Raw genomic sequence first — 22,149 nt, 5'->3', positions numbered from 1 at the left:
TTATCGCCGCTCCAAAAACAAGGCGGGGCTGCGCTGTTCCCAGCCCGCGCGTTCCAATTCCGGTGTTTGTGCCTCAGCCTCGGGCCAGCCGACACAGAGATATCCGATCAAGCGCCAATCGTCTGGAACATCCAGATCCTGCGCCAGTTGCACAGGGTCCAGAATAGAGACCCAACCGATGCCCAGGCCCTCGGCGCGTGCCGCAAGCCAGAACAGGGTGATCGCCCCGACCACCGAATAGGCACGGGTTTCGGGCATCGTCTTTGCCCCAAGCCCTGCCCCCTTGGCCGTGCCGTCATCGCTGAACACCGCCAGATGCACAGGGGCCTCTCGCATACCCGACAGCTTCAAGCCTGCATAAAGCTTGGCCTTCTCAGTACTATAACCCGCCAATGCCTCGGCGTTTGCAACCTCGAAATTGGCCAATGCTGCGGCACGGGCTGCATCGCTTTCAACCGCGATCACGCGCCATGGTTCGGACAAGCCGACCGAGGGCGCCAGTGAGAAGGCAGAAAGGCAGCGGTCCAAAACCGCTGCCTCAACCGGATCTGTACGAAAGCGGCGCACATCGCGCCGCCACCGCATCAAATCGCGTAACTCGGCCTGAAAGGCCTTGTCATATTGACCTTGCACGAGGCAGGCCGCCGCTTATTCCGCGTCAGCAGCAGCTTCTGCCGGAGCCGCGTCACGTGCTGCTTTCTTAGCAGTCAATTCGGTCATACGCTTGCCGGGAACAGCCGATTTAGGGTTGTTGCGGACTTTCTTTTCACGAAGGCCAGCAGCTTCCAGAAAACGTGCAACGCGGTCGGTAGGCTGTGCGCCTTGGCCCAACCAGTACTGCACGCGCTCCATGTTCATTTTCACGCGCTCTTCGCTGTCTTTGGCCAAAAGCGGGTTGTAAGTGCCCAGCTTTTCAAGGAAGCGGCCATCGCGTGGCATACGGCTGTCGGTTGCGACGATTGCATAATGCGGGCGCTTCTTGGAACCACCACGGGCCAAACGGATTTTCATGGACATTTTGTCGTCTCCTTAGGTTTTTATCATTCCGGAAAAGGCCCGGATATCTTTGGTTATTTCTGTAGGTTTTCGTGATGCCTGATAACTTCCGATATAATGAAGGTCAGGAATTTTTTGGCAAATTCGGGGTCGAGATCGGCCTCTTTTGAAAGCCGCTCCAACCGGTCGATCTGGCGCGCTTCGCGGCTGGGATCCGAGGGCGGCAGGTCATGTTCCGCCTTCAGCTTGCCCACGGCTTGCGTCTGTTTGAATCGCTCGGCCAGCGTGTACAGCAAGATCGCATCCAGCCGGTCAATGCTGTCGCGGTGCTCTTTCAGCAGCGCCTCTGCGCGGGTCGCATCTGTTGTCATACCCGCCCCGCTCATTTCTTTTTCATCATGCCGGAAAGGCCCGGCGGCAGTGACATACCGCCGCCCATGCCCGGCATTCCGCCACGGCCGCCGCCCAGCCCTTGCTGCATTCCGCGCGCGGCCTCTTCCATCTGCTCGGGCGTCATCTTCGACGGATCCGGCAAGCCCTTGCCGCCGATCATCTGCTTGATGGCCTGCTTCATGCCGCCACCCTTGCCCATTTTCTTCATCATATCGGCCATTTGCTTGTGCTGTTTCAGCAAACGGTTCAATTCCTGCACCTCAAGCCCCGCACCCTTCGCGATACGTTTCTTGCGGCTGGCGGCCAGCAGGGCGGGGTTGGCGCGTTCTTTCTTGGTCATCGAGCTGATCAGCGCGATCTGGCGGCGCAGCATGGTATCGTCAAAGCCCGCAGACTCGGCCTGCTTGGCCATTTTGCCCATGCCCGGCATCATGCCCATCAGCCCCTGCATACCGCCCATCTTGAGCATCTGCTCCAACTGGCTGCGCAGGTCGTTCATGTTGAACAGACCCTTGGCAAAACGCTTGGCCATACGCTCGGCGGCTTCGGCCTCAAAGGTTTCTTGCGCCTTTTCGACGAGGGCAACGATGTCGCCCATGCCAAGAATTCGGCCCGCGACGCGCTCTGCCTCAAAGGTTTCCAGCGCGTCCATCTTTTCGCCAAGACCGACAAAACGGATCGGCTTGCCGGTCACGGCCCGCATCGAAAGCGCCGCACCACCGCGCCCGTCACCATCCATCCGTGTCAGGACAACGCCGGAAATACCAACCTTGCCGTCAAATTCGGTGGCCACATTCACAGCGTCTTGGCCCGTCAAACCATCGACAACCAGCAAGGTCTCACGCGGTTCGGCAATATCGCGAACGGCTTGAATTTCGTCCATCAACACTTGGTCGATGTGCAAACGGCCCGCGGTATCGAGGAACACCACATCATAGCCGCCCATCGCCGCTTGCGTCTTGGCCCGCTTGGCGATCTGCACGGCCGTCTGGCCCTTGACGATCGGCAAGCTGTCAACGCCGACTTGCGTGGCCAAAATCGCCAACTGCTCCATCGCGGCGGGACGGTTGGTATCGAGCGAGGCAATCAGCACCCGCTTGCCCATCCGCTCTTTCAAGCGTTTTGCCAGTTTCGCGGTCGTCGTCGTCTTACCCGAGCCTTGCAAACCCACCATCAGGATCGTCGCAGGCGGGTTGTCGATTTTCAGCGCATCCGCTTCGCCTTCGCCCGCCAGAACCTTGATCAGCTCGTCGTGGACGATTTTCACAACCTGCTGGCCCGGCGTCACCGATTTGGTGACCTGCTGGCCCGATGCCTTTGCCTGCACCTTGGCCACAAAGTCACGCGCAACGGCCAGCGAAACGTCAGCCTCCAGAAAGGCCACACGCACTTCGCGCAGGGCGGTCGCGACATCATCATCCGTCAGGGCGCCCTGCTTGGTCAGCCGGTCAAAGACACTGCCGAGGCGTTCTGATAGGTTCTCGAACATGGGCTGCCCTCCGTCAGGCTGTTGCAAAAGGCCGATATACAGACCGGCGGCGAAAAAGCCAATGCAAGGCGGCACCCGTGGGCGCAACGCGCTGACGGATGGCGATCCCGGCAAAAGCCAAGGGACCGGAAGCTATACACCTCCGGGGATTGCCATGCTGATATGCGCGCCCGCCCCCAGAGTCAAGCGTTTCACGTTTTGGCTTTGTCCTGCCCGCAAAGGCGCGTTAGTCTGCGCCAAACCGCATGCACAACAAAGGCCTTCGATTTGAACAATTGGGACGAGATTAGAACCGCCTATCACGTCGCGCGCGTCGGCACCGTCTCTGGCGCGGCAGAGGTTTTGGGCGTGCATCATGCCACCGTCATCCGCCATATCGACGCGCTGGAAAAGCAGTTGGGCGAAAAGCTGTTTCACCGCCATGCCCGCGGCTATGCCACCACCGAGGCTGGGCGTGACTTGCTGACCGTGGCCCAAACCACCGAGGATCAGTTCGCCCAGCTTGCCAACCGCATTCGCGGCAAGGGGGAAACCGTCAGCGGCGATCTCGCGATCACCTCTCTCGCGGATATCTCGGTGCAGATGGTGCAAAGCATGGTGGATTTCCAAGACCTTTATCCCGATGTGACCCTGCGGTTTTTGACCGGCCAACGCCTGTTCAGGCTTGATTACGGCGAGGCCCATGTTGCCGTGCGGGCCGGAACCGCGCCATCACAGCCCGATTACGTCGTGCAACCCTTTATTGACCTGCGCCACGGGCTTTATGCCTCGGCCGGATATGCGGCCGCCAAGGGCCTACCCGAAAGCGATGCCGATCTGGACCGCCACCACTTTGTTGTCAGCGATGAGACCAGCAGCCGCGCGCCCTATTCCCAATGGCTGCAGCGGGTGACGCCCGCCCCCGCGCTGCGGTTTCGCGCCTCGGATCCCGCGGCGATGTATCAGGCAATCGGTGCCGGTGCAGGGATCGGCTTTGTTTCACGGGTTGCTGCCAGCAGCCAACCCGATCTGATAGAGGTCATGCCCCCCCGCCCAGAATGGACGGTGCGCCTGTGGCTGGTCACCCATATCGATCTTCACCGCAGCTTGAAGATACAGCGGTTCCTATCCCACCTGAAAGAGGCAGCCCTCGGATGGCCACAATAGGGACCCCAAGGGCCGAGGCCCTGCGCGGCCATCTTGCGATGCTGGGGTTTTCGGCGTTGGTCGCGGGGTCGTTCTCGCTTGGGGCCATGGCTGCACCCTTTGTCGATCCGGCCGCCCTGACCACGCTGCGTTTTGCGGTTGCGGGGGCGATTGTCGGGGCGGCGGCCCTTGCCACCACCGGCATTTCGCGCAGCGCCTTTGTGGCCCCTTGGCGCTATTTGGTGCTGGGGGCCTTGCTGGCGCTTTACTTTGTGATGATGTTCGAGGGGCTGAAAACAGCCGCCCCCGTTTCCGCATCGGCAGTGTTCACCCTGACCCCGCTTATGGCCGCAGGCTTTGGCTGGCTGCTGCTGCGCCAGATCACCACGGCGCGCATGGCGCTTGCACTGGCCATTGGCGCAGCGGGCGCGGCTTGGGTGATCTTTCGCGCCGATTGGCATGCGTTGATGGATATGCAGATCGGCAAGGGAGAGGTGATTTATTTCTGGGGCTGCGCGGCCCATGCACTTTATGCGCCGATGGTCCGAAAGCTTAATCGGGGGGAGCCTGCCATCGTGTTCAGCTTTGGCATGATGGTCGCGGGAACCGTGCTGCTGGCACTCTGGTCCTGGCCTGCGATCATGGCGACGGACTGGCGCGCGATGCCCGCCATTGTCTGGATCACGCTGGCCTATGTCTCGGTTGCCGCCAGCGCGATAACCTTTGTTTTGTTGCAATACGCCGCGATGCGCCTGCCCTCGGCCAAGGTGATGGCCTATACCTATCTGACGCCCACATGGGTGATCTTATGGGAAATCGCATTGGGGCGCGGAGTACCGCCTTTGGGTATTCTAGCCGGTATCGCGATGACCATCCTTGCGCTCTATCTGCTGCTAGAGGATTAACGCTCCTGCCCCAGACGCATCCGCTTTTCCAACTGCCGTAGCAAAAGCGTCATCGTCAAATAGACCAGCGCTACGACGTTATAGGTCTCGAAATAGCGAAAATTCCCCGCCGTCGTCACTTTGCCAAGCTGGGGGATATCGGTCACCCTCAGCACGGACATGCTAAAGCCCACACCCATCACCAACACGGTCGTCCAGATGCCCTTGGACAGGGTTCGCAAGATATCCGAATAAAGATCATCCGACACCACTTCCCAAAACAAATAGCCGCCAAAGCTGAAATCAACGGACCATTTCTTGTTCAGCATATCCATCGTGCCATCGGCCTGGATCTGGGCAATCGCGGCATTGACTGGCCCCACCAGATCGGACCCTTTCAGGAAAATAAAACCGAAATCCTCGGCGCCAAGTTTCTCGCCCACGATCTTCATCCTACCCTCGCTTGCCACGACATAGCCCGTGCCGCCGGTGCTATCGGTCAGTGCCAGATCGACATCGCCTTTGGCGCAGCGCCTGCCCCCCTGCGCCAAAGGTCGCAAACATCTTGATCCGCGGATTCGCCTCATCGCCGCGCACCAGCATCACCATTTCCAAGCGCATATAGACATCCAAGAAATCGGCCTTTTCCGTGACCACTGCAATTTCCTTGCACGCCAGATCCGGCAGCAAAGGCAGGCGCGGCAAGACCGGCCAGCAGGCCAAGGATCGCGGCCAGTTTCCGAGAACGGGCTTTTTGTTACAGGTTCGGTTTCGAATTAGCGGTTGGGCTGGGGATGTCCAGCGGATGCAGCGCCGCAAACAGGGCAGTCGGGGCGCGCTTTGGTCCCGATCACCCGCGTCTCGGCGTAAAGCCCGTCATAGATCATCAGGCGGCCACGCAGCCCCTCGCCCGCGCCCGTCAGCGCCTTGACCGCCTCCATCGCCATCATCGACCCCATCACACCGGGCAAGGGCGCGGCCACACCTGCCTCGGCACAGCTTGGGACCATGCCCTCGGCGGGGCGGGTCGAAAAGACGCATTCGAAACAGGGCCCGCCATGGGCCGGATCATAAAGGCTGATCTGCCCCTCCCATTGGGTTATGGCCGCCGCAATCAAGGGCCTGCCCGCCGCCACACACAGACGGTTCACCAGATAGCGCGTGTCGAAATTATCGGTCCCGTCAAGGATCAGGTCATAGCCCGCCAAAAGATCCGTATCCGCACCCAAACGCTGGTGATACGCCTGCAAATCCACAAAAGGGTTCAGTGCGCGCATCGCCACAAGTGCGGATTGCACCTTGGACATGCCGATGCGGGCGTCGGTATGGATCACCTGCCGTTGCAGGTTAGTATTTTCGACCACATCATCATCGATCACCCCGATATGCCCAACCCCCGAGCCCGCCAGATAAAGCAACACAGGACTGCCCAGCCCGCCGGCCCCGACCACCAGAACCCGCGCCTCTTTGAGCCGCTTCTGCCCCGTCCCGCCAATCTCGCGCAGCATGATATGGCGGGCATAGCGTTCCAGCTCCACAGGACGGAACGCGCCGGATTGCGGGGCGGGCGTATCCCGCGCCACCGCTTTGCGGCGCAGCGCTTGCAAGCCATAGCGGTAGGCCAGAACCGGCCCGGCAATCATGCCCGCCAACAGCCATGCGATAAAACTGCCGCCAAGAAAATCTGCCGCCACATTGGGCTGCGGCAACAGTGGCGCATGGGCAAGCACCAAGATCCCCCACCAGAACAGCGCCAGCACGGCCATCAACCGCGCTGCCCTAAAACGCCCCGCCACAAACAAAACAAGGAAGCCCAAAATGCCGATCATCGCGGCGCCCCCCCAAAGGGCTCAATATGCGAAACTGGCGCGCCGCTGCACATCGGATCAGCTTCCGGTGGACCCGAAACCGCCTGCTCCGCGGATGGTTTGCTCGGTAAATTCCTCGACGACCTCAAACGACGGCCTGACAACGGGCACAAAGACCAACTGGCCGATCCGGTCGCCCGCGCGCACCTCGATCGGAGCAGAGCCGACCGGATTGCGGTTCCAGACGCTCATCATGATCTCACCCGAATAATCGGGGTCAATCAGGCCAACGGTATTGCCAAGCACCAACCCCTTTTTATGCCCCGCACCCGATCTGGGCAGCACCAGCCCCGCAACCGACGGATCCCCGAATGAAATCGAAATGCCGGATTTGATAAGGATCGCAGGGGCTTGGGCCTCAATCTGCACAACATCCTCAACGCAGGCAAAAAGGTCCACCCCCGCCGCGCCCTCGGTCTGGAACCGTGGCAGGCCCCAGTCATGCAACCGCGCATCCAACACTTTGATCTGCATTATTCGCTCTCCTATGGATTTGCGCTGTTCTTAGGGCCCGACCCTGCCGGTTTCAAGCAAGCAACAGGCCTAGGCCAGTGCCTCGGCGATTTTCGCGGCCAGACGCTGCGCCACGGCGGCTTTGCCCATGCGGGGCCAGCTCTCTGCGCCGTCACCCGAAATCACCGTCACCGCGTTTTCCGCGCCCCCCATGATCCCCGTCACGGGGGATACATCATTCGCCACGATCCAGTCACAGCCCTTGCGCAACCGCTTGGCCGTCGCATTGGCGATCACATCATCGGTTTCGGCGGCAAACCCCACGACAAGCGCGGGGCGCCCCTGTGCCAACCCCGAGACCTGCGCCAGAATATCGGGGTTTTGCGCGAACTCCATTGCGGGGGCCTTGCCCGACCCGTCCTTTTTCATCTTGGAGGTGGCCGCATTCATCACCCGCCAATCGGCCACCGCCGCCGCAAAGATCGCCGCCTCTGCGGGCAAGGCCGCCTCGACCGCGCCGAGCATCTGGGCGGCGGTTTCTACCCGCACCACATCCACACCGCCGGGCGGTGGCACGCTGGCCGGTCCGGTGACAAAGGTCACACGTGCGCCCAGATCCCGCAGGGCGGCGGCAATCGCCGTGCCCTGCGCCCCCGAGGACCGGTTGGCGATATAGCGCACCGGATCAATCGGCTCATGCGTCGGGCCAGAGGTGACCAGAACATGCCGACCCGCAAGCGGCCCTTTGGCAAAGCCCGCCTCGATCGCGGCCAGAATCTCCATCGGTTCAGCCATACGACCGGGGCCATATTCGCCGCAGGCCATATCGCCTTCATTCGGCCCGACAAAACGGATCCCATCCCCGCGCAGCGTGGCAATATTGCGCTGGGTTGCAGGATGGTCCCACATCCGCACATTCATCGCAGGCGCCAGCAAAACCGGCGTATCCGTGGCCAGCAAAAGCGTCGAGGCCAGATCATCGGCACGGCCATGCGCCATCTTTGCCATCAGATCCGCCGTCGCAGGGGCCACCACGATCAGATCGGCAGAGCGCGACAGTTGGATATGCCCCATCTCGGCCTCTTCGGTCAGATCAAAAAGATCACGGTACAGCTTGGACCCCGAAAGGGCCGCAACCGAAAGCGGGGTCACGAATTGCTCACCCGCGCGGGTCAGCACGGGGGTAACGCTTGCGCCGCGTTCACGCAGCCTGCGGATGAGATCAAGCGATTTGAAGGCAGAGATTCCGCCGCCGATCACAAGTAAAATGCGCTTGTTTGACAGCATACCGCCCCCTTATCCCTTTGGTTTCCCGCGCAAGGCTATCCGGTTTTTCGGCCAAGGTGAACGGTTTTCGAAACAGCTGGGCGCAAAACCCCTATGGCTTGGCAAAAGCCGCACAGGGATCTTCGCGCGGGGTGGGATCGGAAATGATCCACGCGTCATAGGGGGCATCTACGCCGGGGTCGGATTCGGTTTGGCCGATGCTGAACAGCGATGCTTGCGGCGCGGCTTTGGCCAGTGCTGCCGGTATGCCGCGCTGCTTGTCTGCATGACCAGAGCCGGTGATGACAACCACCGGCCCGCCGGTCTCGGCCAAGGCTTCTAGCGCGGTACGGGCGAATGCGGCATCGCGCAGACGTTGGGCCGCGACCATGCCCGGCAACATCTCGGGTGGCAGCGCATCACAATGGGCCGCCATCTGATCTGCCTCACGCGCGGATTGTTCCGCCACGGGCAGGGGCATATCCAGACCAAAACCCGCCGCCTCTGCGCCAAATACCGCAGCCGCACCTTGAGTCATGGCGCGGCGCACATCGGAACGGTCCAGTGCGGCACCATAAATCTGTGCCGCCCCAGAGGCCGCGAAGATCGGATGGTAAAGGCTGTAATCCGGCCAACCAGTGCCACCCCACGCCAGCGCATCCGCCATTGCAACGGCGTCTTGGCGGTCTCGCCCCACAGATGCAGCAGCCTGCGCGGGCGTAAGCATCTCAAACACCAAGGCCGCAGGCGACCAACGCGCAACCAGTTCCGCTTGGGTCAGGTGATGCAGCGGGTTGTCGTGCAACTCACCAATGATCACGATATCGGCGGGGGCTGTGGCGGGTAGATCGGCAGGGGTTACCGCCTGCCCACAGGCCATGCCGCCCCAAAGAGCGCAGATTGCAAGGATCAGGCGGAAAGCATGTGTCATTACAGAAAGTTATGCACCTCTCGCGCATCGGTTTCAAGGCTGCGTCTGAGCTTTGCAAAGGCCGCGGCCTCTAGCTGGCGGACACGCTCCTTGGACAGGCCAAGCTCTTGCCCTAAGGAGTCCAGCGTCCGGCCTTCTTCACGCAGCTTGCGTTCCGTTACGATGAAACGCTCACGTGGGCTTAGCCCCGACAGCGCCTCAATCAGCCAATTGCGCAGATGGGCGCGGTCGTGACTATCCTCGACCATATCGGCGGCCTGCGCGCCGTCATCTTCCAGCGCATCGATCCATTCGCGGCCCTCATCCTCGGATGATTGCGTCGCGTTAAGCGAAAAGTCAGAGCCGCCGAGGCGACCATCCATCATCTCCACATCTTTCAGCGGCACACCGATTTCAATGGCAACCTGCGCACGTAGCTGATGTCCGTCCAATGTCTCGCCGCGCTGACCCGCCTCGCGCTCCAACTGCGCCTGCACCCGGCGCAGGTTAAAGAACAGCGCCTTTTGGCTGCTGGTAGAGCCGGTGCGCACCATCGACCAGTTGCGCATGACATATTCCTGAATGCTCGCCTTGATCCACCACACGGCATAGGTCGAAAACCGCAGACCACGATCGGGGTCAAACTTGTCCGCTGCCTTCATCAGGCCCAAGGAGGCCTCTTGGATCAGGTCATTCATCGGCGCACCGTAGCGGCGAAACTTGGCGGCCATGCTGATTGCCAGCCGCATGTAGGCGGTGATCAAACGGTGCAGCGCCGCCTCATCGCGCTGATCACGCCACGCATAGGCAAGGCGCAATTCGGTTTCTGCGTCCAACAACTCTGCCTTCATCGCTTGGCGCGACATGGTTTGATCGCTATATCCAGCCTGTGCCATCTTTCTGCCCCCTGCTGCTATCGTAACCAATACGCAGCGACATCCCGATTGGATCAAACTTCATGACGCAAAAAAACCTGCCCCCGCTCAGCTTGGTGACAGGCGGCGCAAAATCGGGAAAATCCCGCTTTGCCGAGGAGCTGGTCACAGGCTCCGGCCTGCGGCAGGTTTATCTTGCGACGGCGCAGGTTTGGGATGACGAGATGCGCGCCAAAATCGACGCCCATAGAACCAGCCGCGGGCCGGATTGGCATACGGTCGAGGCCCCGCGTGATGTTGTCACAGCGTTGCAGAACGTGTGCGCGGGCGATGTGGTGCTGCTTGATTGCGCGACGATGTGGCTGACCAATCTCATGCTGGAAAAGGCGGATATGGAGGCGGAGATACAGGCCCTGCTTGCCGCCCTCGCCATCTGCCCCGCGCCAGTGGTGATCGTTACAAATGAGCTGGGCTGGTCCATCGTGCCGGATAATGCGCTGGCGCGGCAGTTTCGCGATGCCCAAGGGCGGCTAAACCAAGATCTTGCCACGCAGGCGGGGCTGGTGGTTGCCGTGGTCTCGGGGCTGCCGCTGGTTTTGAAAGGCACGCTATGACCCGGTTTCACTGGGTCCGGCACGGGCCGACCCATGCACGCGTCATGGTCGGCTGGTCCGATCTGCCTGCCGACCTGTCCGATACCGCCGCCCTTGCGCGCCTGTCAAGTTATCTGCCGCAGGCACCGGTCATTTCATCGACGCTGTCGCGGGCGGCAGCCACGGCGGATGCGATCATCGGCGCGCGGCGGCGCTTGCCGCATGATCCCGACCTGCGTGAAATCAACTTTGGCGCGTGGGAGTTACAGCGCGCAACCGAGGTCACGGACCAAGCCCATATCCGCCGCTATTGGGAGGAACCGGGCGATATCGCACCCCCGGGAGGCGAAAGCTGGAACACGGTTTGCGCCCGTGTGAACAGGGCCGTGGACAGGCTGACGGGGCACCAAGATATCATCATTGTCGCCCATTTCGGCGTTATCCTGACCCAAGTGCAGCGCGCCTTGGGCATCAGCGCCTATGACGCTTTTGCCCATAAGATCGACCCGCTTTCCGTCACCCAAATCACCTTTGACGGCGCTTGGTCTGCGGGGCGGATCAACCACCTGCCCTAGCGCAGCAACATCACCGGCACTTTGCACGACCGGATCATCTCGGTGGTGGTAGAGCCGATGATCAGGCTGCGGATGCGGCTGTGGCCATAAGCGCCCATGACCAACATCCCAAAGCCCTCTTCCTCTACCATCTTGGACAGCACTTTCTCCGGCTGCCCCGGCAGTTGCCGCACCTCGACATTTAAACCGGCAGCGGTCAGTTGCGTCTTGGCATCTTCCAGACCGGCGGCAGTGCCTTCGCCCACGCTGACAACAACCACTTCCGCGCCGCTAAAAAGCGGCGAACCGGCGATATAGTCAACCGCACGGCGCGCAGAAGGCCCGCCATCAAAGGCCACCAGCACACGGGCCACCGGCGCAAAGGCACGCGCGGCCACCAAAACCGGAACCTTCGCCCCACGCACGATTCGTTCCAGGTTAGAGCCAAGATGACCCTTCGCGAAATCAGCCGCCTCACCGCGTTTTCCAACCACGATCAAATCGCTGTCGCTGCCCATTTCCTCCAGAAGGTCGCCATGACGCATGCGAGTCGATACCTCGGCCACACCGGCGGCGGCCAAAACGGCCTTGGCATCCTCCAAAATGGCGCGGCCCTTTTGCGTAATCAGCTTGGAGCGCGCGGCGTCCAGCTCTGCCAATTCCTCGAGCAGGGCGGTTCTGGCGCCTAGGCGAATGGCGCCGGATAAATCCTGCTCGCCAGCCTCGCGGCGGCCCAAAACATGCAGCGCCTCGACGCGGGCCTCCAGCCGCACAGCGGTCCAGCCTGCCAGCTCGCAAACCGAACGGGCATAGGCAGAACCGTCAACCAAAGCGATGATCTTCATACTGTCCGCCTTCCTTTAATGCGCAAGCATTTTATCAAGCGCGCCGGGTTTATCGTGCAGCGCCAATTCATCCACAATCGTTTCCGAGGCCGCGTTCATGCCGACAACCGTCACCTCGGCCCCGTCACGGCGGAATTTCAGCACCGCCATATCCAAGGCCGCAACCGAGGAAATATCCCAGATATGCGCGTTTGAAACATTGATCACCACGCGGTCCAAAACCTCATGAAAATCAAAAGATGCCATGAAATCCTCAACGCTGGCAAAGAAAAGCTGGCCCTCGATGTGATAAACCCGCTCTGCCCCATCCGCCGACAATGTCGATGTGACACGGAACAGCTGCGCGATCTTGCCCGCAAAGAAAATCCCCGACAAAAGCACCCCAACAGCAACCCCGATCGCCAGATTATGCGTATAGACCACGGAACCCACCGTCGCCAACATCACGATGGAGCTGGAGCGCGGATGCAGTTTCAGGTTCTTGATCGATGACCAGCTGAACGTCCCGATGGACACCATGATCATGATGGCGACCAAGGCAGGCATCGGGATCTGGCGCACCAAATCCCCCAAGGCTACGATCAAAAACAACAAGAACACACCGGCCGCAAAGCAAGACAACCGCCCGCGCCCGCCGGATTTGACGTTGATCATGCTTTGCCCGATCATCGCACAGCCCGCCATGCCGCCAATAAATCCGGTCGCCACATTGGCCACACCCTGACCCACACATTCCTGATTTTTATCGCTGGGGGTATCGGTCAAATCATCGATCAGGCTGGCCGTCATCAGGCTTTCCAAAAGCCCCACAACCGCGATGGCCGAGGATACCGGCAGCACGATCCAGAAGGTTTCCATCGTCAGAGGAATGTCGGGCAGCAAGAAGAACGGCAATGTATCGGGCAGCGCGCCCATATCGCCCACCACGCGGGTATCAAACCCCAGCGTCATCGACAGCCCCGTCAGCACCACAATCGCCACCAGTGGCGAAGGCACTGCCTTGGTCAGATAGGGCAACAAGTAGATGATCGCCAACCCTGCACCGATCAGCACAAAGGTCAGCATGCTCACGCCCTCATTGCGCAGATCCATCTCTGGCACCTGCGCAAGAAAGATCAGGATCGCCAGCGCATTCACAAAACCGGTCATCACCGAGCGCGAAACAAACCGCATCACCCGCCCCAGTTTCAACACCCCCGCAAGCACCTGTAACACACCGGCCAGCACCGTGGCCGCCAGCAGATATTGCAGACCTAACTCGGGGCCATAGGTATCAATCAGGGGTTTCATCAACACCGCCGTCGCCGCCGTCGCCGCCGAGATCATCCCCGGACGCCCGCCAACAATCGCCGTAATCACCGCGATGGAAAAGCTGGCATAAAGCCCGACCTTCGGATCCACCCCAGCGATGATCGAAAAGGCAATCGCCTCGGGGATCAGCGCCAAAGCCACGACCAGCCCCGACAGCAAATCCGACCGGATGTTGCCAAACCACTGCTGGCGATAAAGATGTGCTGATATCATTTAATCCGCTTCCCCAAGCAAAAGGGCATCGCCCCGCCATCAAAACAAGGGCTCTCCCTACAGCGCGGGCCGCGTATTGCCAACCCGTGACGCGATATTCATCGCGCGCTACAGCGTCAGCAAGCCGCGCTCACCCATCGCGAAACGCCGCAAGACGGCAGGATAGAGCTTGTGTTCCTGCACCAGGACCTTGGCGGTCAGCGTCTCGGGGGTCTCGTCCGCATCCACCGGCACCACCGCACGGCCCAGAACCGGCCCGTCGTCAAGAACCGCCGTCACCTCATGCACCGAACAGCCGGCCTCGGTATCGCCTGCCGCAATGGCACGGGCATGGGTATGCAGGCCGGGATATTTCGGCAAAAGGCTGGGGTGAATGTTAAGCATCCGCCCCTCAAACCGCGCAACAAAGGCCGGTGTCAGCACCCGCATAAATCCCGCAAGACACAGGATATCGGGCGCGGCGGCCAGAATGGGCTCTAACAAGGCCGCTTCAAAGGCCGCGCGATCGCCCGAAAATTTGCGGTGATCGACGGCGGCCGTGGCAATCCCCATCGCCTCGGCACGGGCCAACCCGCCCGCAGCCGGATCATTAGAGGCGACAAGCACCGGGCGGCAAGGGTGATCCCCCACCATATCCCGGCACAGCGCCACCATATTCGAACCACCCCCCGAAATCAGGATGGCAACGCGCTTCACAGCAAGGACCCTTTGTAGATCACACCCTCACCCGGCACCACACGGCCCATGGTGACCACGGTCTCGCCCGCATCACGCAGCTCTTGTGCCAAAGCCTCGGCTCGGTCGGCGCTGACCACCAACATCATGCCGATGCCGCAGTTAAAGGTCTTGAGCAGCTCTTCTTCGGTCATATTTGCGGTTGCGGCCAGCCAACCAAAGACCTTGGGCAAAGGCCATGCCGACAGGTCGATCTCACAGGCCAGCCCCTCGGGCAGCACACGTGGCGGGTTTTCGGTCAAGCCGCCACCGGTGATATGGGCCAGTGCATGCACCCCGCCCGCGCGCACCGCCGCAAGGCACTGCTTCACATAAAGCCGCGTGGGGGCCAACAAGCCCTGCCCCAAGGTGCCTGCACCAAAGGGGCTGGGGGAATGCCAGTCGAGGCCCGACATCTCCACCACTTTGCGCACAAAGGAATAGCCGTTGGAATGCACCCCGTCCGAGGTCAGGCCCAACAAAACATCGCCTTCGACCACGCCCTCGGGCAGGGTCTGGCCCCGCTCCATCGCGCCCACGGCAAAGCCCGCAAGGTCGAAATCACCGCCATGATACATGCCCGGCATCTCGGCGGTTTCCCCGCCGATCAAAGCACAGCCAGAGGCCTCACAGCCCGCCGCGATCCCGTTGATGATGCGCGTGGCCTGATCCAGATCCAGCTTGCCGGTTGCGAAGTAATCAAGGAAAAACAAAGGCTCGGCACCTTGGCAGACCAGATCATTGACGCACATCGCCACCAGATCAACGCCGATGGTGTCAACATTTCCGGTATCAATCGCGATCCGCAGTTTGGTCCCAACACCGTCGGTCGCAGCCACAAGGATCGGATCGACATAGCCCGCGCCCTTCAGGTCAAACAGCGCGCCGAAACCGCCAAGGCCCGACATCGTGCCGGGGCGGCTTGTGCGTTTGGCCGCGGGTTTAATCCGCTCCACCAGCGCGTTGCCTGCGTCAATATCCACACCTGCATCGGCATAGGTCAGCCCATTTTTACCCGTCATATCCGCCCCCGGCTTGTAAGGCCGCAACTGGCCCAAAGGATTCCCGACCCAGATAGACGATCCCCGCCCGAGGCACAACAAATCCCGACGCAAAACATGAAACACCGCACAAAATCCGCAGTACCTAGCCCGCTTTCTTTTGCCAGCTTCCGCTTTCCTCGGACCAATATTGCGCCGCAAGCCCCGCGCCGGTCAGGGTTTTCCACTGGACACGCGCGGCGGCAACGGCCGCATCGTCGTGCCCGTTGAACAGAATAAATACCCGCTCCAGCCCCTCAGCCTCATCGGGAGAGACCTCGGCACCCTCAACCGCCATCAGGGCCTTGGCATCATTCGCAATCGCACCGGTTCCCAGCAAAACGGGCTGTTGCGCATCATGAGTGCCACCTGCCAGCCCGTGCGGCAAAAAGCTTTCGGCCGGGCCTTGCCACAAAATCGTGTCGAGCCGTTCCAGACCCGCCGCATCCGTACCACGCAACATCACCCGCCAGCCCGCTTGCAGCGAGCGGGTGAGCAAGGCCCGCGCCGTCTCCTCCATGCTGGAGGCGGTGAGGTGATAGAACATCACCACCCCCATCGGATCAGCCCTCGAACTTGTCGCGGATCAAACGATCAAGCGCCATCACGCCCCAGCCGGTCGCCCCTTTGGGCGCAAATGTGCTCTCGGTTTTCAACAGCGCGGTGCCCGCGATGTCCAGATGGCACCAGGGGGTCTCATCCTTGACGAACCGTTTGAGGAATTGCGCCGCCGTGATCGAGCCGCCATCGCGCCCGCAAGAGTTCATCATATCGGCCACACGGGATTTGAGCTTGGCGTCATAGGCATCGCCCATCGGCAAACGCCACGCACCCTCACCCTCGGACTTGCACGCCTTGAGGAAGGCATCGCACAAGCCGTCATCATTGCTGAAGACGCCGGTGTTTTCATGACCCAAGGCCACGATGATCGCGCCCGTCAGGGTGGCAAGGTTGATCATGCCGCAGGGCTTAAAGCGTTCCTGCGCGTACCAAAGCACATCGGCCAGCACCAAACGCCCCTCGGCATCGGTATTGATCACCTCGATCGTGTCGCCCTTCATGGATTTCACCACATCGCCGGGACGTTGCGCACGCCCGTCAGGCATGTTTTCGACCAAGCCGACAAGCCCAACCACATTGGCCTTGGCCCGCCGCAACGCCAGCGTGCGCATCACGCCGGAAACAACGCCGGCGCCGCCCATATCCATCGTCATATCTTCCATGCCGCCCGCAGGCTTGAGGGAGATACCGCCAGTATCGAACACCACGCCCTTGCCAACCAGCGCAAAGGGCGCCTCGCCGCCGCCGCCGTTCCACTGCATCACCACAACCTTGGACGGGCTTTCAGAGCCCATGCCGACGCCCAACAGCGCCCCCATGCCCAAAGCTTCTAGATCGGCCTCCTCAAGGATTTCCACCTCCAGCCCCAACTCTTGCATCGCGGCAAGACGGGCGGCGAAATCATCGGTGGTCAGCACATTTGCAGGCTCATTCACCAGATCACGGGTGAAAAACACACCTTCGGCAACGGCGGCCATAGGCTTGGCGGCCAGCGCCACGGCCTCGGGGTCTTTGACCATCATCGTCACAGGGCCGCGCAGGGTTGGTGCGGTTGTTTTATGGGCCTCAAAATCATAAGCGCGCAGGGCAAGACCAAGCGACAGATCCGCCGCGCGCTGCATGCTTCCGGCCAGCACCAGAACACCGGGTTTGCCAACCGATTTGCCAATCGCAGCGCCTGCCTTGCGGGCGGTTGCCACATCCGCGCGCCGGTCCGCTTTGACCACCTGCAAGGCCTCGGCCGCCAACCCTGCGGGCCAAGACAGATCAACCGACTCACCCTCTTTTACCTTTTCCCATGCATCCGAGGCCAGAAACCGATTGAGCGCGCCCTTGGTCAGCTTGTTGATCCGGCGCGCGGACGGGCTGCGGGCCTCGACCTCATCCGCGGCGGCAACCAGCGCCAGACGCCCTGTGAACTGCGCAAATGCGTCGAGGTCGGTTTCTTGAAACTGGATCGGCAAAGGATGTGTCATGGGTGCAATCTTCCGCTTTTGGTGTTGCAAGGCCGCATGGCCCCGCCATTCGCGCAAAGACTAGCCGCTGCCACCCGCATTGACCAGACCCAAGCACAAGCCGTATTTCGCCGAGGCAAAACGCTTTTTTGTGGATATATCAGTTTTCCCTGCCTGCGATCTCGGCTAGTGTCGGGCAAGTAAATGGTGAAGGGGAAACACGCGCGTGACCAGATTCGACAGATACCTGCTGTCGCAATTCCTTGCGCTATTCGGGTTTTTCTCCCTTGTCTTGGTGCTGGTCTATTGGGTCAATCGCGCCGTGGGCCTGTTTGACCAGATCATCGGGGACGGGCAATCGGCGCTGGTTTTCCTTGAGATTTCCTTGCTCACCCTGCCCAATGTCATCCGCGTTGTCCTGCCCGTCTCGGCCTTTGCTGCGGCCGTTTATACCACCAACCGGCTGACGCAGGACGGGGAGCTGGTGGTGATGCAGGCAACCGGCTTTTCGGCCTTCCGGCTTGCGCGTCCGGTCATTTACTTTGGGCTGTGCGTGACCTTGATGCTGGTGCTGCTATATAATGTCATCGTGCCCGCCAGCCGCACCGTCCTGTCCGCCCGCACCGCCGAAATCAGCGCCAATCTGACAGCGCGGCTTTTGGTTGACGGGAAATTCATGCATCCGACGGATGGCATCACCTTCTACATCCGTGAAATCAGCGACACCGGAGAGCTGCGGGACGTTTTTCTGACCGATGATCGCAAGGCATCCTCGCGCACAACCTACACCGCACAGCGCGCGCTTTTGGTGCGCGGAGATGTGGAACCAAAGCTGATCATGTTCGACGGGATGAGCCAAAGCTATAACCTGACCAACCAGCGGCTTTCGGTCACCCATTTCAAGGACTTCACCTATGATCTGGGCGGGCTTATCAGCGCAGGAGAGATCCCCGCACGTTCCCTCGATGAGATGACAACGGCCGAGCTGCTCTTCCCGACCGAGGCAATTCTGGCCGAATCCCGTGCCAGCCGGGCAGCCCTTCTGGCGGATGGCCATGCCCGTATCGCCCAGCCATTTTTGGCGCTTGCTACATCCTTGATCGGCTTTGCCGCACTGCTTTTGGGGGCGTTCAGCCGCTTCGGGCTTTGGCGCCAGATCATCGGGGCGATTGTGTTGCTGGTCGTGGTGCAAATGGTCAATAACGCCGGAAGCGCGGCCGCGCAGCAATCGGCCCTGATGTGGCCGCTGGTCTATCTTGCGCCGCTGCTGGGGGTGGGGATCTCATTTGTGATGCTATGGGTTGCCCAACGCCCCCGTGCCCGCCACAATGCGGGACCAGGCCCGAACAGTAGCGAAAGGGGCATTGTATGACGCTGAGCCTTTATTTTGTTACACGGTTCCTGAAGGTTGTGGCACAGGTTTTGCTGGTGTTTTTCGGCATTTTGATGCTGACCGACATGGTGGAACAATTGCGGCGTTTCGCCAATCAAAGCATCACCCTGACCGAGGCCGCTATTCTGTCGCTCTTCAATGTACCCGCAACCCTTTATACCATCCTGCCGTTGATCTTTATCCTTGCCGCGATCGCGCTGTTTTTATCCCTCGCCAAAAGCAGCGAGCTGGTCGTCGTGCGCGCATCGGGGCGGTCCGGCTTGCGGTTTTTGATGGCGCCTGTGGGGGCCGCACTGGTTGCCGGGCTGTTGATTGTGGCCATTCTCAACCCTTTGGTCGCCGCCACCTCCAAGGAATATGATCTGCTTTATGCCCGTCAGGCCAGCGGCAGCGAAAGCGTTTTGTCGCTGAACGATGATGCGCTTTGGCTGCGTCAGGGCAGTGCCGAGGGGCAGACCGTGATCAAGGCCGCGCGTACGGGGCATGACGGCACACAGCTTTTCGGGGCCAGCTTCATGATCTTTGCCCCCGACGGCACCCCCCTGCAAAGGGTCGAGGCCGAGGAGGCATTGCTGGAGGCAGGCCAATGGGTGTTGACCCGCGCCAAATACTGGGATCTGACCGCCCCCAACCCTGAACTTGCCGCCACCCAAAAAGCCAGTGCAACCCTTGCATCGGAACTGACGCCAGACCGCATTCGTGACGGTTTCGGTGATCCCGCGGCAATTCCGATCTGGTCTCTTCCCAGCTATATCATCAAGCTGGAACAGGCTGGCTTTTCCGCCCGCGCCCACCGCGTCTGGTTGCAGATGGAAATGGCCTTGCCACTGCTTTTGGCGGCGATGGTTTTAATCGCCGCCGGTTTCACCATGCGCCATGCACGGGGCGGCAAAACCGGCCAGATGGTGCTTTTTGCGCTTTCGGGCGGATTTGCGATTTTCTTTTTGCGCAATTTCGCGCAAGTGCTGGGAGAGAACGGGCAGATCCCCGTTTACCTCGCCGCATGGAGCCCACCTGTCGCGGCGATCCTGTTGTCGCTGGGTCTTTTGTTGCATCTGGAGGACGGATGATACGCCGCATCGCCCTTATCCTATCCTTGCTGCTTGCCCCGATTGCGGGCCACGGCCAGGATCTTGCCTCTCTGGTGGCCGACCGTGTGGCGATTGCGGGCGATGATACTTTGGTGGCCGATGGCAATGTGGAAGTGTTTCACAAGGGCAGCCGCCTCAAGGCCAGCAGCATCACCTATGACCGCAGCGCCGACAGTCTGCGCATCAGCGGGCCGATTGTTCTGACCGATGATAGCGGCACGATCATTCTGGCCGATCAGGCCGAACTGTCATCCGATTTCGCCGATGGGGTACTGCATAGCGCGCGCCTTGTGCTGGACCAACAGTTACAGCTTGCCTCCTCTGAAATGATGCGCATTGGCGGTCGTTACACCAGCCTTGGCAATACGGTTGTGTCATCGTGCAAGGTATGCGCCAGCAACCCGACGCCGCTTTGGGAAATCCGCGCCAGTCGCGTTGTCCATGATGAGCAGGAACGCCAGATCTATTTCGACAATGCCAGCCTGCGCGTCGCGGGTGTGCCGGTTTTCTGGTTGCCGCGCTTGCGCATCCCTGATCCGACACTGAAACGTCAGGCAGGGGTTTTGGCGCCCTCGTTCCGCACCACCAGCGACCTAGGGTTCGGGGTCAAACTGCCCTATTTCATCCCGATCGGTGATGACAAGGACCTGACCGTCACCCCCTATCTGTCCAGCAAAGACGGGCGCACGGTTGAACTGCGCTATCGCCAAGCGTTCCGCACCGGCGCGTTGGAGATGAACGGCGCCCTTAGCCGCGATCTTTTGCGCCCCGATGAAACCCGCGGCTATCTGGAGGTTGACGGCGGCTTCATCCTGCCACGGGATTTCATCCTGTCCTTCTCGGGGATTGTGGTCAGCGATGAGGCTTATCTGCTGGATTACGGGATCTCTTCCGAAGACAGGCTTGATAGCCGGATCGAGGTGGCCCGTACGCGGCGCAACGAATATATCTCCTCACGGCTGATCAACTATCGCTCTATCAGGGCGGGGGATGTGAACAGCACCCTGCCCTCTATCGTGACCGACATGACCTATCAGCGGCGGTTTTCACCCAACCTTATCGGCGGTGAGGGCGGGATGCGCGTGCAAACCCACAGCCATTACCGCAGCTCTGACAACCCTGCCGACAGCGATGGCGACGGAATTGGCGACGGACGCGATATGGCACGGCTGTCCCTGACCGCCGACTGGCGCCGCAACTGGGTGCTGCCTGCGGGCGTGCTGGGCGCGGTCATGACCGAGGTGAACGGCGACTTTTACCGCATCCGGCAAGATACCACCTATGCTGGCAGCAGCTTTCGCGGCACCGCGGCCGGCGGGGTGGAACTGCGCTGGCCATGGGTGCGCGCCTCGCAAGGCGGGGCCAGCCATGTGCTGGAACCTGTGATGCAACTGGTCTGGACCACGCGCAATACCACCAGCATCCCGAATGAAGACGGCGCGCTGGTGGAATTTGACGAGGGCAACTTGTTTTCCTTCAACCGGTTTCCCGGTGCCGATCGGGTTGAGCGCGGCACCTACGCTAATATTGGCATCGGCTACACCCGCTATGATCCGGCAGGCTGGTCGCTTGGCCTGACCCTTGGCCGCATCATCCGCAAAGAGGATTACGGCCAGTTCGGCATCGCCTCGGGCCTTCAAGGCACGCGTTCAGACTGGCTGGCCGCGACCCAGCTTTCACTTGCCGATGGCATCTCCATGACCAACCGGCTGGTGTTCGATTCCGATTTCGGGTTGACCAAGGGCGAATTGCGGCTGGAGCTGGCCCGCGATGATTACAGCCTGTCGTCATCCTATGTCCGGATGCGCGCCGACCCAAGCGAGAGCCGCACAGACCCTGTGTCAGAGCTGACATTGGACGGCAGCTATCAGGTCAACCCGAATTGGGAGGCAAGCCTCAACACCCGCTATGATTTCGTTGCTGACCGCGCCGCCTCTGCCGGGGTCAACCTTGCGTTTCGGAATGAGTGCCTGAAGCTGGATCTGGCGATCTCGCGCCGCTTTACCGAATCCACCGCCGTTGATCCGACAACCGATTTCGGCCTCTCTATCGACCTGCTAGGCTTTGGCGGCAAGGCGCTGCGCGGCCCCGCCTCTGCCTGTAGCGGTTAGGGTGTTGCCA

At 60.8% G+C, this 22,149-nt stretch carries 22 protein-coding genes and 1 pseudogene; 7 read left to right on the top strand and 16 right to left on the bottom strand.

Annotated elements, in window-relative coordinates:
• The 4 genes from bluB to ffh are packed head-to-tail and all read right to left on the bottom strand — an operon-like array spanning position 1 to position 2,878.
• Entirely contained in the window at positions 1-633 is a 633-nt protein-coding gene (gene bluB, locus EOK75_RS13005; RefSeq protein WP_276612538.1) for a 5,6-dimethylbenzimidazole synthase, read from the bottom strand.
• A 15-nt stretch (positions 634-648) separates the two neighbouring features.
• Positions 649-1,017 (bottom strand): 30S ribosomal protein S16, encoded by a 369-nt coding sequence (gene rpsP, locus EOK75_RS13000; RefSeq protein WP_137194513.1) that lies wholly within the window; start codon positions 1,015-1,017, stop codon positions 649-651.
• A 53-nt stretch (positions 1,018-1,070) separates the two neighbouring features.
• The gene (locus EOK75_RS12995) at positions 1,071-1,367 is read right to left on the bottom strand and encodes a chorismate mutase (protein WP_137194512.1); all 297 of its coding nucleotides are present in this window, start codon (positions 1,365-1,367) and stop codon (positions 1,071-1,073) included.
• An 11-nt stretch (positions 1,368-1,378) separates the two neighbouring features.
• Entirely contained in the window at positions 1,379-2,878 is a 1,500-nt protein-coding gene (gene ffh / locus EOK75_RS12990) for a signal recognition particle protein (RefSeq protein ID WP_137194511.1), read from the bottom strand.
• Between the two features lie 267 nt (positions 2,879-3,145).
• Between ffh and EOK75_RS12985 the strand changes: the two genes are divergently transcribed.
• Positions 3,146-4,024, top strand: coding sequence for a LysR family transcriptional regulator (locus EOK75_RS12985; RefSeq protein WP_137194510.1), 879 nt, complete (start codon positions 3,146-3,148; stop codon positions 4,022-4,024).
• Positions 4,012-4,908, top strand: coding sequence for a DMT family transporter (locus EOK75_RS12980; protein WP_137194509.1), 897 nt, complete (start codon positions 4,012-4,014; stop codon positions 4,906-4,908). Before EOK75_RS12985 ends, EOK75_RS12980 begins: the two co-directional genes overlap by 13 nt.
• Before the next feature lie 266 nt (positions 4,909-5,174).
• On the opposite strand, the pseudogene EOK75_RS21410 reads toward EOK75_RS12980, so the two are convergent.
• The 6 genes and pseudogenes from EOK75_RS21410 to EOK75_RS12950 form a co-directional block, all read right to left on the bottom strand.
• Positions 5,175-5,535: pseudogene (locus tag EOK75_RS21410) on the bottom strand (transporter substrate-binding domain-containing protein); the annotation flags it as partial.
• A 128-nt stretch (positions 5,536-5,663) separates the two neighbouring features.
• Complete coding sequence (locus tag EOK75_RS12970; protein WP_137194508.1) at positions 5,664-6,716, bottom strand: HesA/MoeB/ThiF family protein; 1,053 nt, start codon at positions 6,714-6,716, stop codon at positions 5,664-5,666.
• Between the two features lie 57 nt (positions 6,717-6,773).
• Complete coding sequence (dut, locus tag EOK75_RS12965) at positions 6,774-7,229, bottom strand: dUTP diphosphatase (RefSeq protein WP_137194507.1); 456 nt, start codon at positions 7,227-7,229, stop codon at positions 6,774-6,776.
• Between the two features lie 69 nt (positions 7,230-7,298).
• Positions 7,299-8,495, bottom strand: a complete 1,197-nt coding sequence (gene coaBC / locus EOK75_RS12960) for a bifunctional phosphopantothenoylcysteine decarboxylase/phosphopantothenate--cysteine ligase CoaBC (RefSeq protein WP_137194506.1) — start codon at positions 8,493-8,495, stop codon at positions 7,299-7,301.
• Between the two features lie 91 nt (positions 8,496-8,586).
• Positions 8,587-9,405 carry a ChaN family lipoprotein gene (locus tag EOK75_RS12955; protein ID WP_137194505.1) on the bottom strand — a complete coding sequence of 273 codons (819 nt, stop codon included), beginning with the start codon at positions 9,403-9,405 and terminating at the stop codon, positions 8,587-8,589.
• Complete coding sequence (locus EOK75_RS12950) at positions 9,405-10,280, bottom strand: RNA polymerase factor sigma-32 (protein ID WP_137194504.1); 876 nt, start codon at positions 10,278-10,280, stop codon at positions 9,405-9,407. Before EOK75_RS12950 ends, EOK75_RS12955 begins: the two co-directional genes overlap by 1 nt.
• Positions 10,281-10,342: 62 nt before the next feature.
• Between EOK75_RS12950 and cobU the strand changes: the two genes are divergently transcribed.
• Both cobU and EOK75_RS12940 read left to right on the top strand, forming a co-directional pair.
• On the top strand, positions 10,343-10,873 hold the full coding sequence (gene cobU / locus EOK75_RS12945; RefSeq protein ID WP_137194503.1) for a bifunctional adenosylcobinamide kinase/adenosylcobinamide-phosphate guanylyltransferase: 531 nt from the start codon (positions 10,343-10,345) through the stop codon (positions 10,871-10,873).
• The gene (locus EOK75_RS12940) at positions 10,870-11,427 is read left to right on the top strand and encodes a histidine phosphatase family protein (protein WP_137194502.1); all 558 of its coding nucleotides are present in this window, start codon (positions 10,870-10,872) and stop codon (positions 11,425-11,427) included. The genes cobU and EOK75_RS12940 overlap by 4 nt, the downstream gene beginning before the upstream one ends.
• On the opposite strand, the gene EOK75_RS12935 is transcribed toward EOK75_RS12940, so the two are convergent.
• The 6 genes from EOK75_RS12935 to EOK75_RS12910 all read right to left on the bottom strand — a co-directional run bounded on the left by EOK75_RS12935 (position 11,424) and on the right by EOK75_RS12910 (position 17,565).
• Positions 11,424-12,251 (bottom strand): universal stress protein, encoded by an 828-nt coding sequence (locus EOK75_RS12935; protein WP_137194501.1) that lies wholly within the window; start codon positions 12,249-12,251, stop codon positions 11,424-11,426. The two genes, EOK75_RS12940 and EOK75_RS12935, sit on opposite strands and share 4 nt — an antisense overlap.
• 15 nt (positions 12,252-12,266) lie before the next feature.
• A complete protein-coding gene (locus EOK75_RS12930) occupies positions 12,267-13,775 on the bottom strand; it encodes a SulP family inorganic anion transporter (RefSeq protein ID WP_137194500.1) in 1,509 nt (502 codons plus the stop codon).
• Positions 13,776-13,883: 108 nt separating this feature from the next.
• Positions 13,884-14,471, bottom strand: coding sequence for a phosphoribosylglycinamide formyltransferase (purN, locus tag EOK75_RS12925; RefSeq protein WP_137194499.1), 588 nt, complete (start codon positions 14,469-14,471; stop codon positions 13,884-13,886).
• Complete coding sequence (gene purM / locus EOK75_RS12920) at positions 14,468-15,511, bottom strand: phosphoribosylformylglycinamidine cyclo-ligase (RefSeq protein ID WP_137194498.1); 1,044 nt, start codon at positions 15,509-15,511, stop codon at positions 14,468-14,470. The genes purN and purM overlap by 4 nt, the downstream gene beginning before the upstream one ends.
• Positions 15,512-15,635: 124 nt before the next feature.
• Entirely contained in the window at positions 15,636-16,088 is a 453-nt protein-coding gene (locus EOK75_RS12915) for a DNA polymerase III subunit chi (RefSeq protein ID WP_137194497.1), read from the bottom strand.
• Between the two features lie 4 nt (positions 16,089-16,092).
• A complete protein-coding gene (locus EOK75_RS12910) occupies positions 16,093-17,565 on the bottom strand; it encodes a leucyl aminopeptidase (RefSeq protein WP_137194496.1) in 1,473 nt (490 codons plus the stop codon).
• A gap of 205 nt (positions 17,566-17,770) precedes the next feature.
• Here EOK75_RS12910 and lptF point away from each other — a divergent pair, with 205 nt between their 5' ends.
• From lptF to EOK75_RS12895, 3 genes are read left to right on the top strand one after another with little or no spacing between them, the layout of a single operon-like run.
• The gene (gene lptF, locus EOK75_RS12905) at positions 17,771-18,916 is read left to right on the top strand and encodes an LPS export ABC transporter permease LptF (protein ID WP_137194495.1); all 1,146 of its coding nucleotides are present in this window, start codon (positions 17,771-17,773) and stop codon (positions 18,914-18,916) included.
• A complete protein-coding gene (gene lptG, locus EOK75_RS12900) occupies positions 18,913-20,007 on the top strand; it encodes an LPS export ABC transporter permease LptG (RefSeq protein ID WP_137194494.1) in 1,095 nt (364 codons plus the stop codon). Before lptF ends, lptG begins: the two co-directional genes overlap by 4 nt.
• Positions 20,004-22,139 (top strand): LPS-assembly protein LptD, encoded by a 2,136-nt coding sequence (locus EOK75_RS12895; protein ID WP_137194493.1) that lies wholly within the window; start codon positions 20,004-20,006, stop codon positions 22,137-22,139. Before lptG ends, EOK75_RS12895 begins: the two co-directional genes overlap by 4 nt.
• Positions 22,140-22,149 lie beyond the last annotated feature (10 nt).

The organism is Pseudorhodobacter turbinis, from assembly GCF_005234135.1.
Classification (GTDB): Bacteria; Pseudomonadota; Alphaproteobacteria; order Rhodobacterales; family Rhodobacteraceae; genus Pseudorhodobacter; species Pseudorhodobacter turbinis.
The sequence above is the reverse complement of the archived record's forward strand: the minus strand, read 5'-3'. Positions and strand labels throughout refer to the sequence as shown.